This window comes from Cupriavidus sp. OTU4054, from assembly GCF_038440175.1.
In the GTDB taxonomy this organism is placed as follows: Bacteria; Pseudomonadota; Gammaproteobacteria; order Burkholderiales; family Burkholderiaceae; genus Cupriavidus; species Cupriavidus pauculus_D.
Window position 1 is genome coordinate 138,442 of sequence record NZ_JASATF010000018.1, and the last position, 9,217, is coordinate 147,658.

The 9,217-nt window shown below is 68.5% G+C and carries 9 protein-coding genes and 2 riboswitches; of the genes, 7 read left to right on the plus strand and 2 right to left on the minus strand.

All coding sequences use genetic code 11. The features are described from left to right. Positions 1-91: 91 nt before the first annotated feature. Positions 92-193: riboswitch (TPP riboswitch) on the plus strand. A gap of 149 nt (positions 194-342) precedes the next feature. The 6 genes from thiC to AAHB16_RS21025 all read left to right on the plus strand — a co-directional run bounded on the left by thiC (position 343) and on the right by AAHB16_RS21025 (position 6,243). Continuing rightward, the gene (thiC, locus tag AAHB16_RS21000; protein ID WP_191002246.1) at positions 343-2,226 is read left to right on the plus strand and encodes a phosphomethylpyrimidine synthase ThiC; all 1,884 of its coding nucleotides are present in this window, start codon (positions 343-345) and stop codon (positions 2,224-2,226) included. Positions 2,227-2,230: 4 nt separating this feature from the next. Next, complete coding sequence (locus tag AAHB16_RS21005) at positions 2,231-3,466, plus strand: FAD-dependent oxidoreductase (protein WP_150373049.1); 1,236 nt, start codon at positions 2,231-2,233, stop codon at positions 3,464-3,466. A gap of 11 nt (positions 3,467-3,477) precedes the next feature. Next, a complete protein-coding gene (gene thiS / locus AAHB16_RS21010; RefSeq protein ID WP_150373907.1) occupies positions 3,478-3,675 on the plus strand; it encodes a sulfur carrier protein ThiS in 198 nt (65 codons plus the stop codon). A gap of 3 nt (positions 3,676-3,678) precedes the next feature. Continuing rightward, a complete protein-coding gene (locus AAHB16_RS21015) occupies positions 3,679-4,539 on the plus strand; it encodes a thiazole synthase (protein ID WP_150373047.1) in 861 nt (286 codons plus the stop codon). Then, on the plus strand, positions 4,536-5,690 hold the full coding sequence (locus tag AAHB16_RS21020; protein WP_342051885.1) for a thiamine phosphate synthase: 1,155 nt from the start codon (positions 4,536-4,538) through the stop codon (positions 5,688-5,690). Before AAHB16_RS21015 ends, AAHB16_RS21020 begins: the two co-directional genes overlap by 4 nt. A gap of 127 nt (positions 5,691-5,817) precedes the next feature. Further along, positions 5,818-6,243, plus strand: coding sequence for a PaaI family thioesterase (locus tag AAHB16_RS21025; RefSeq protein WP_411859834.1), 426 nt, complete (start codon positions 5,818-5,820; stop codon positions 6,241-6,243). Here AAHB16_RS21025 and AAHB16_RS21030 read toward each other — a convergent pair. Together AAHB16_RS21030 and thiD are read right to left on the minus strand one after the other, a co-directional pair. Beyond that, positions 6,240-6,656, minus strand: coding sequence for a PGDYG domain-containing protein (locus AAHB16_RS21030; RefSeq protein WP_342051886.1), 417 nt, complete (start codon positions 6,654-6,656; stop codon positions 6,240-6,242). The two genes, AAHB16_RS21025 and AAHB16_RS21030, sit on opposite strands and share 4 nt — an antisense overlap. 4 nt (positions 6,657-6,660) lie before the next feature. Then, positions 6,661-7,482: a bifunctional hydroxymethylpyrimidine kinase/phosphomethylpyrimidine kinase gene (gene thiD, locus AAHB16_RS21035; protein WP_150373041.1), complete on the minus strand. Its 822-nt coding sequence runs from the start codon at positions 7,480-7,482 to the stop codon at positions 6,661-6,663. A 56-nt stretch (positions 7,483-7,538) separates the two neighbouring features. Further along, a riboswitch (S-adenosyl-L-homocysteine riboswitch) is annotated at positions 7,539-7,615 on the plus strand. Positions 7,616-7,724: 109 nt separating this feature from the next. Between thiD and ahcY the strand changes: the two genes are divergently transcribed. Next, positions 7,725-9,143, plus strand: coding sequence for an adenosylhomocysteinase (gene ahcY / locus AAHB16_RS21040; RefSeq protein WP_150373040.1), 1,419 nt, complete (start codon positions 7,725-7,727; stop codon positions 9,141-9,143). Positions 9,144-9,217: the final 74 nt, after the last annotated feature.

Genomic DNA, 9,217 nt, shown 5'->3' on the forward strand with positions numbered 1-9,217 from the left:
CCCCGTCACGGATTCGATATCGGCGTGGAATGCTGTTGAAACAAAATTCCGGGTGGCGGCGCGGCGCCCCTTGTGCTTAAATTCACCCCGTTGGATGAAACAGGGGTGCCGTACGGATGGGCCGTGCGGCTGAGAGAGTCCCTTCGAACCCGATCCGGCTAGTACCGGCGTGGGAAGTTTCAAACAGAACCGAACTGCTCCAGTCCCGCACCGCATGGCAGTCCATGCACCGCAGGACCCCGTCTCAGGCATCCGAGGTCAGACACCCAGTCAGACGCCTCAGGTGACACAGGCTGGCTCACTGGGCTCCTGGTTTCGTCCATCCCCGCAAGAGAGAGGACGATACCCATGGCCCGCACTGCCCCCGCCGCATCCTTCGAATCGCTCGAAAGCGATCTCGACCAGAAATTCGCCTATCCGGCTTCCAGCAAGACGTACATCACGGGCAGCCGCCCCGATGTCCGCGTCCCGCTGCGCACGATCCTGCAGACGTCCACGAAGACCGAGAAGGGCGATATGCCCAACCCGCCGATTCCCGTGTACGACACCTCGGGCCCGTACAGCGATCCGGACGTGCATATCGACCTCAAGGCCGGCCTGCCCCCCGTGCGGGCCAAATGGATCGAGGAGCGCAACGACACGGTGGTGCTGCCGGGCCTGTCGTCCGAGTACGGCCTGGCCCGTGCCAACGACCCCGCCACGGCTCACCTGCGTTTCGCGCAGCTGACCAATCCGCGCCGCGCCAAGCCCGGCGCCAATGTGTCGCAGATGCACTACGCGCGTCGCGGCATCGTCACGCCGGAAATGGAATACGTGGCGCTGCGCGAGTCGCTGAACCTGCAGGCCCTGTACGACAAGGCCGAGTACCGCGCGCTGCTGCGCCAGCATCCGGGCAATGCGCTCGGCGCCGCGCTGCCGCTGCGTCCGGAAGACATCACGCCGGAATTCGTGCGCAAGGAAATTGCCGCGGGCCGCGCGATCATTCCCGCGAACATCAACCACACGGAACTGGAGCCGATGGCGATCGGCCGCAATTTCCGCGTGAAGATCAACGGCAACCTCGGCAATTCGGCGGTGACGTCGTCGCTGGCCGAAGAAGTCGAGAAGATGGTGTGGTCGATCCGCTGGGGCGCCGACACGATCATGGACCTGTCCACGGGCAAGCACATCCATGAGACGCGCGAATGGATCCTGCGCAATTCGCCGGTACCCATCGGCACGGTGCCGATCTACCAGGCGCTGGACAAGACCGGCGGCGTCGCCGAGGACCTGACGTGGGAAATGTTCCGCGACACGTTGATCGAGCAGGCCGAGCAGGGCGTGGACTACTTCACGATCCACGCGGGCGTGCTGCTGCGCTATGTGCCGCTGACCGCCGACCGCGTGACGGGCATCGTCTCGCGCGGTGGCTCGATCATGGCCAAGTGGTGCCTCGCCCACCACAAGGAAAACTTCCTGTACACGCACTTCGACGAGATCTGCGAAATCATGAAGGCGTACGATGTGTCGTTCAGCCTCGGCGACGGCCTGCGTCCGGGTTGCATCGCGGACTCGAACGACGACGCCCAGTTCGGCGAACTGCGCACGCTCGGCGAACTGACCGCCAAGGCGTGGGAGCATGACGTCCAGGTGATGATCGAAGGCCCGGGCCACGTGCCGCTGCAGCGCATCCAGGCCAACATGGACGAGGAACTCAAGCACTGCTACGAGGCCCCGTTCTACACGCTCGGACCGCTGGTCACCGATATCGCTCCGGGCTACGACCACATCACGAGCGGTATCGGTGCCGCCAACATCGGCTGGATGGGCACCGCGATGCTGTGCTACGTCACGCCGAAGGAGCACCTGGGCCTGCCGGACAAGGAAGACGTGCGCGAAGGCATCATCACGTACAAGATCGCGGCGCACGCGGCCGACCTCGCGAAGGGCTGGCCCGGCGCGCAGCTGCGCGACAACGCGCTGTCGAAGGCGCGCTTCGAGTTCCGCTGGGAAGACCAGTTCAACCTGGGCCTGGACCCCGAGCGCGCGCGGTCGTTCCACGACGCCACGCTGCCGGCCGAAGGTGCGAAGATCGCGCACTTCTGCTCGATGTGCGGTCCCAAGTTCTGTTCGATGAAGATCACGCAGGAAGTGCGCGACTACGCCGCGTCCCTGCCGGCCGCGCAGAAGGGCATGGAGGAGAAGTCGATCGAGTTCGTCCGTCAGGGCGGCAAGATCTACTCGTGACGCGATGACCGCTCCGCAGTACTTTGACGTCGCCATTCTCGGCGGTGGCCTGGCCGGGCGGCTCTCCGCCTGGCTGCTGGTGCGCGCCGGCGCGCGCGTGGCCCTCGTCGAGCGTGGCGGCCCCGACGGAACCGGCTCGGCCGCGCACGTCGCGGCCGCGATGCTTGCCCCGCTGGCCGAGTCGGCCATCGCGGAGCGGCGCATCGTCGATCTCGGCGTGGCCAGCCTGACGTTGTGGCGGCGCTGGGTGGAGGAGCTTCCCGAACCCGTGTTCTTCCAGCAGGACGGCACGCTCGTGGTGTGGCATGCGCGCGACCGCGGCGAGCTCGCGATGTTCACGAGCCGTATGCGCGCGGTAGCGCCGCCGGAGATGGTGGCGCGGCAGCTGCGCGCGCTCGACGGGCGCGGCGTGGCCGAGGTGGAACCGGATCTCGCGGGCCGCTTCACGCAAGGCCTGCTGCTGCAGGGCGAGGGGCAGATCGACAATCGCGGCGCGATGCGCGCGCTGCTTGCCTGCGCCGTATCCGAAGGGCTGTATTGCGTCTGGGAAGCGGGCGACATCGACGAACACGCGCTGCCGTCGTTCGGCGTCCATGCGAACGTCGTGCTCGACTGCCGCGGACTGGGCGCGCGTGCCGCATGGCCCGAGGTGGCGGCACCGAACGCGCCGGGCAAGCGCGCGGGCGGGACCATGCCCGGCCTGCGCGGACTGCGCGGCGAAGTCGTGCGCGTGCATGCGCCTGACGTGTCGCTGCACCGGCCCGTGCGGCTGCTGCATCCGCGCTATCCGATCTACATCGCGCCGAAGCCGAACGACCTGTACGTGATCGGCGCGACGGAGATCGAGAGCGAGGACGAGTCGCCGATGAGCGTGCGCTCCGCGCTGGAGCTACTGTCGGCCGCGCATTCGCTGCATCCCGCATTCGGGGAGGCGCGTGTGCTGGAGCTGAACGTGCAGCGCCGGCCGACGCGCCCGGACCATCTGCCGTCGATCCGCGTCGAGCAGCAGGCGCGCGTGGTGCGCGTCAATGGCCTGTACCGGCACGGCTGGATGATCTCGCCGGCGGTGACGGAAGCCGCGTGCGAGGTGGTGCGCGCGATGCTGAACGGCGACCTGGCCGCGCACGCGGTGCCTGCCGCCCTGCGCTGGCCCGGCATGATCGAGGCGGTGGACGAGGCAGCCGTCGCGGCAGTCACGCCCGCGGCATCGGTCATCGACGGCGGCGACACGATTCACTGATATCACGCATGATGGAAATTTTGCTCAACGGCCGATCGCTCGAACTCGCCGATGCCGCGACCCTCGCGGACGCGGTGGCGGCGGCCGCCATTGCGCCGCCGTTCGCGGCGGCGGTCAACGGCCAGTTCGTGCCGCGCGCCGCGCATGCGGCGACGCCGCTCTCCGCGGGCGACCAGATCGACCTCGTGCAACCCGTGACCGGAGGCTGAACCATGGCGTTCGAACCCGCCCAATATTCTTCCGATAGCGCGCGCGATCCGTTCGTGCTCTATGGGGAGTCGTTCGCGTCGCGGCTGCTGCTCGGCACCGCGCGCTACCCGTCGCCGGCGACGCTGGAGGCCGCGATCGAGGCCTCGCGTCCCGCGATGATCACCGTGGCGCTGCGCCGCCAGAGCGCCGTGGGCAGCGGCGAGGGCCAGACCCTCGGCGGCCAGTCGTTCTGGCAGATGCTGCGCACGCTCGGCGTGCCCGTGCTGCCCAATACCGCGGGCTGCTTTACCGCGCAGGAAGTCATCAACACCGCGATGATGGCGCGCGAGGTCTTCGAGACCGACTGGATCAAGCTCGAGCTGATCGGCGACGACTACACGCTGCAGCCCGACACGCTGAACCTGCCGTCGGTGGCCGAGACGCTGATTCGCGAGGGCTTCAAGGTGCTGCCGTACTGCACCGAGGACCTCGTGCTGTGCCGCCGCCTCGTCGATGTGGGCTGCCAGGCGCTGATGCCGTGGGGCGCGCCGATCGGTACCGGCCGCGGCGCGATCAATCCGCTCGCGATGCGCACGCTGCGCGAACGCCTGCCCGACACGCCGCTGATCGTCGATGCGGGCCTGGGCCTGCCGTCGCACGCGGCGCAGGTGCTCGAGTGGGGCTACGACGGCGTACTGCTGAACACCGCGGTCGCGCAGGCCGCCTATCCCGTGAACATGGCGCGCGCGTTCGCGCAGGCCGTGGAAGCGGGCCGCACCGCCTACCTCGCCGGCCCGATTCCCGAGCGCGACGTCGCGCAGGCGAGCACGCCCGTGGTCGGCATGCCGTTCTGGCATGCGGCTGGCGCGGAGGACCGCGCATGACGCGACAGGGAGCCCTTTCCGCTGGCGTCGCCGCCGTCATCGACGACGACCTTCACCGGGCGTTGCTCGCGCGCTTCGGCGCGACATTCGGACGTGACGAGGCACCGTGGCGCGCATGGCCGCTGGCCCGCTCGTCATCCCTGCCTGCGCTCGCGCCGCACGATATCGTGCTTGCCGAAGACGAGCCAGCCGACGACGTGATCGCGCGCGTGGCCGCCGCCGGCGCGACGCTGATCGCCACCGAACGCGAAGGCGGCCGCTGGATCGACACCGTGCGCTCGCCGATGGGCACGTGGGTGCTCGATTCGCAGGCGGACAGCGACGCCCCGCATGCGCCGGCGTTCGTCGCCGTGCTGCTGGCGGCGCGCGCCCTGCACTTCCCCGCGCACGATGCGCTGTGCCTGGCACGCGCATGGCAGGGGAGCGCCGAAACGTGGCCGGCGGACTTCGCGCGGTTTCCGCGCGTGCGTCACGCCGCGCTGGCCGCGCCAGAGCAGTTGCCGCCGCCGTTCGCGCCGTGCCCGGCCGATCTCGGCCTCTATGCGGTGGTGCCGACGGCCGACTGGATCGAGCGGCTCGTGCCGCTTGGCGTGCCGACCGTGCAGCTGCGCTTCAAGTCGCCCGATGAGGCGGCCGTGCGCGCCGAGGTGGAGCGCGCCGCGCGCGCGGCCAGGGGATCGTCCTCGCGGCTGTTCATCAACGACCACTGGCGCGTGACCATCGACCTGCACAGGCAGCTGGGCGGCGACAGCGGCATCTACGGCATCCACCTCGGACAGGAGGACCTCGACGTGGCGGACCTCGATGCCATTCGCGCGTCGGGCCTGCGGCTCGGCGTTTCCACGCACGGCTACGCCGAAATGCTGCGCGTGGCCGCGATCTCGCCGAGCTACCTCGCGCTCGGCGCGATCTTCCCGACCACCACCAAGGTCATGCCGACCGCCCCGCAGGGCATGGGGCGCTTCCAGGCCTACGTCAAGCTGATGCAACCCGTCATGCCGGCGCTGGTCGGCATCGGCGGCGTCAACGAAAGCAACCTGCACGAAGTGCTGGACGTGGGTGTGGGCAGCGCGGCCGTGGTGCGCGCGATCACCGAGGCCACGGACGTGCCGGCCGCCGTAACGCGGCTCAAGGCGATGTTCGAACGCTGATTGCGGCGGCGCCGCGCCCGGGTACTGGAGCGCGGCGCCGATTGCGATATCCTCTGACTCGCGCAAGGCGGACCAGAGTTCCGCAGCGCGGAACTCTGAGAGGATGCACGTTTTGGACACGCAGATCATGCCGGCCGCGCCCGGGACCCCCGACCGCCCTTATTTCGGTATCGACGTACCGCTGATGCGCCTGCTCGGGCTGCAGCCGATGCATATGGAAGAGGGCCTGTGCCGCACGCGGCTGCCGGCCAGCGACAAGATCGTGAACAGCCGGGGCGACGTGCATGGCGGCACGCTGATGGCCGTGCTCGATTTCACGCTGAGCGGGGCCGCGCGTTCGCATGCGCCGCTCGAAGTCGGCGTGATCACCATCGACATGTCGACGCACTTTCTGGCCGGCGCGCGCGGCGAGCTGACCTTCGAGGCCCGCCTGATCCGCCGTGGCGCCAAGATCGCGTTCTGCGACGGCGAGGCGAAGGACGCCAGCGGTAACGTGGTGTGCGTGGCGCGCGCGGCGTTCAAGCTCGTGCCCATGTCCGCGGGCGGGAACTAGGCGCGGCGATAGACCGCAAGAAAGCGCGCGCGCTCGGTAATGCCGTAATCGCCGGGCGCGTACTGCATCAGCCAGTCGCCGGCTTTCCCGTGCAGCACGTCGCCGCCGGCGGACCGTGCTATCGAGAACGGCACCGGCATCTCCTTCGCCAGCACCGGGACAGGCTTGTTGCGATAGGCGCCGGGCTGGTCCGGCACCGCGTCGTAACGCGCATCGAAGCGGTCGCGCGAAACGCACCAGCGGTCGCCCGTGCTGCCCGTGACGATCGCGTCGCCCACGCGATAGCGGTTCGGTCCCTCGCGGCTGACGAGCTCGCCGGGTTCGGCGGCAAATTCCACCCGCACCGTTTCTTCCTTCACGTACAGGGCGGCGGCGTCGTCGTGCCGCAGGTCGATGTTGTCCAGCAGGGTCATGATGTCAGCCCAGCGCGCGCGGCGCGAACGAATGGTTGAGCGGGCCGTTGCCGGTACCGAGGCGGAGCGAGGCGCCGGCCGCGATCGCGGCGGCGACATAGTCGAGCGCGGTGGCCACCGCGTCCTCGAGGCTGTCGCCCCGCGCGAGTTGCGAGGCGGTTGCCGCCGCGAGCGTGCAGCCCGTGCCGTGCAGATTGGGCGTGTCGATGCGCGGATGCGAGAACACGCGGACCTTGCCGTCGGCGGTCATCAGCAGGTCGTCCAGCTGGCTGCCCTCGCCATCCTCGAGGTGTCCGCCCTTGAGCAGCACCGCGCGGCAGCCGAGTGCCAGCAGTGCTTCCGCGGCGCCCTCCATGTCCGCGCGCCGCGCGACACGGCGGCCCAGCAGGTACGAGGCCTCGGGCAGATTCGGCGTGACGAGCATCGCGCGCGGAAACAGCAGCCGCACCATCGCCTGGCTCGTGGCGTCGTCGGAGAGCGCGGCCCCGGACGTGGAGATCATGACGGGGTCGACCACGAGCCGGCGGATCGCGTGGCGATCGACGGCATCGGCCACGGCCTCGACGATCGCGGCCGTGCCCAGCATGCCGGTCTTGGCCGCGTCCACGCCGATATCGCCGGCCACGGCATCGATCTGCGCGGCGACCATGTCGGCCGGAATCGCGTGCACGCCCGTGACGCCGAGCGTGTTCTGCGCGGTGATCGCGGTAATCGCGCTCATGCCGAAGCAGCCGAGCGCCGCAAAGGTCTTGAGGTCCGCCTGGATGCCGGCGCCGCCACCGGAATCGGAGCCGGCGATGGTCAGGGTGCGGGGTGGCTGGGACATGGAGAAAAAAAAAGGGGTTTGGCGACACGGCGCCGCCGGGCACGCTACAATACCGCCACTCCGAGGAGCGTTGCAACGGATGACCCCCGCGTCATTCGCCAGGCTCGGATGTCTTCAACGGCGCTCGCTGATCCGTGGCACTCACGGAGGCGAGTCGACATTTCAGTCCGCAGTCCGCAGTTCTGGCTGCCCGGGGCTATTTTCCCACTCGTCACCGTCGCCACTCTTCACCCGGAGTGAACATGAACGCCGTGACCGATCTCAAGCAGGATTACATCGTCGCCGATATCAAACTTGCAGGCTGGGGCCGCAAGGAAATCGCGATTGCCGAAACCGAAATGCCGGGCCTGATGGCCATTCGCGACGAATTCGCCGCCGCGCAGCCGCTCAAGGGCGCACGCATCGCCGGCTCGCTGCACATGACCATCCAGACCGCCGTGCTGATCGAGACGCTGGCCGCGCTGGGCGCCGACGTGCGCTGGGCCTCGTGCAACATCTTCTCGACCCAGGACCACGCCGCCGCCGCGATCGCCGCATCGGGCACGCCGGTGTTCGCGTTCAAGGGCGAGTCGCTCAAGGAATACTGGGACTTCACGCACCGCATCTTCGACTGGGCGGACGGCGGCACCCCGAACATGATCCTCGACGACGGCGGCGACGCCACGCTGCTGCTGCACCTCGGCGCGCGCGCGGAGAAGGATGCCTCGCTGATCGCCAAGCCGACCAGCGAAGAAGAGACGTTCCTGTTCGCCGCGATCAAGGAAAAGCTGGCCAAGGATCCGGGCTGGTATAGCCGGAACCTGGAAGCGATCCGCGGCGTGACCGAAGAAACGACGACGGGCGTGCACCGCCTGTACCAGATGGCGCAGCGCGGCGAACTCAAGTTCCCGGCCATCAACGTCAACGACTCGGTGACCAAGAGCAAGTTCGACAACCTGTACGGCTGCCGCGAGTCGCTCGTGGACGGCATCAAGCGCGCCACCGACGTGATGATCGCCGGCAAGGTCGCGATCGTGGCCGGCTACGGCGACGTGGGCAAGGGCAGCGCCCAGGCGCTGCGCGCGCTGTCGGCACAGGTGTGGGTCACGGAAATCGACCCGATCTGCGCACTGCAGGCCGCGATGGAAGGCTACCGTGTGGTGACGATGGACTACGCCGCCGAGCACGGCGACATCTTCGTGACCTGCACGGGCAACTACCACGTGATCACGCATGAGCACATGGTCAAGATGAAGGACCAGGCCATCGTCTGCAACATCGGCCACTTCGACAACGAAATCGATATCGCGTCGGTCGAGAAGTACCAGTGGGACGAGATCAAGCCGCAGGTGGATCACGTGATCTTCCCGGACGGCAAGAAGATCATCATCCTGGCCAAGGGTCGCCTCGTGAACCTCGGCTGCGCCACGGGCCACCCGTCGTACGTGATGAGCAGCTCGTTCGCCAACCAGACGATCGCGCAGATCGAACTCTGGCAGGAGCGCGACAGCGGCAAGTACCCGGTGGGCGTCTACACGCTGCCGAAGCACCTCGACGAGAAGGTCGCCCGCCTGCAGCTGAAGAAGCTCAACGCGCAGCTGACCGAGCTGACCGAGCAGCAGGCCGCGTACATCGGCGTGAAGAAGGAAGGCCCGTACAAGGCCGACCACTATCGCTACTGATCGATCCCGATCGATCGCGTAGTGGGGGGGGGGGCCCCCCGCGGGGGGCGCCCACCCCGAAAAACCCGGGGGGG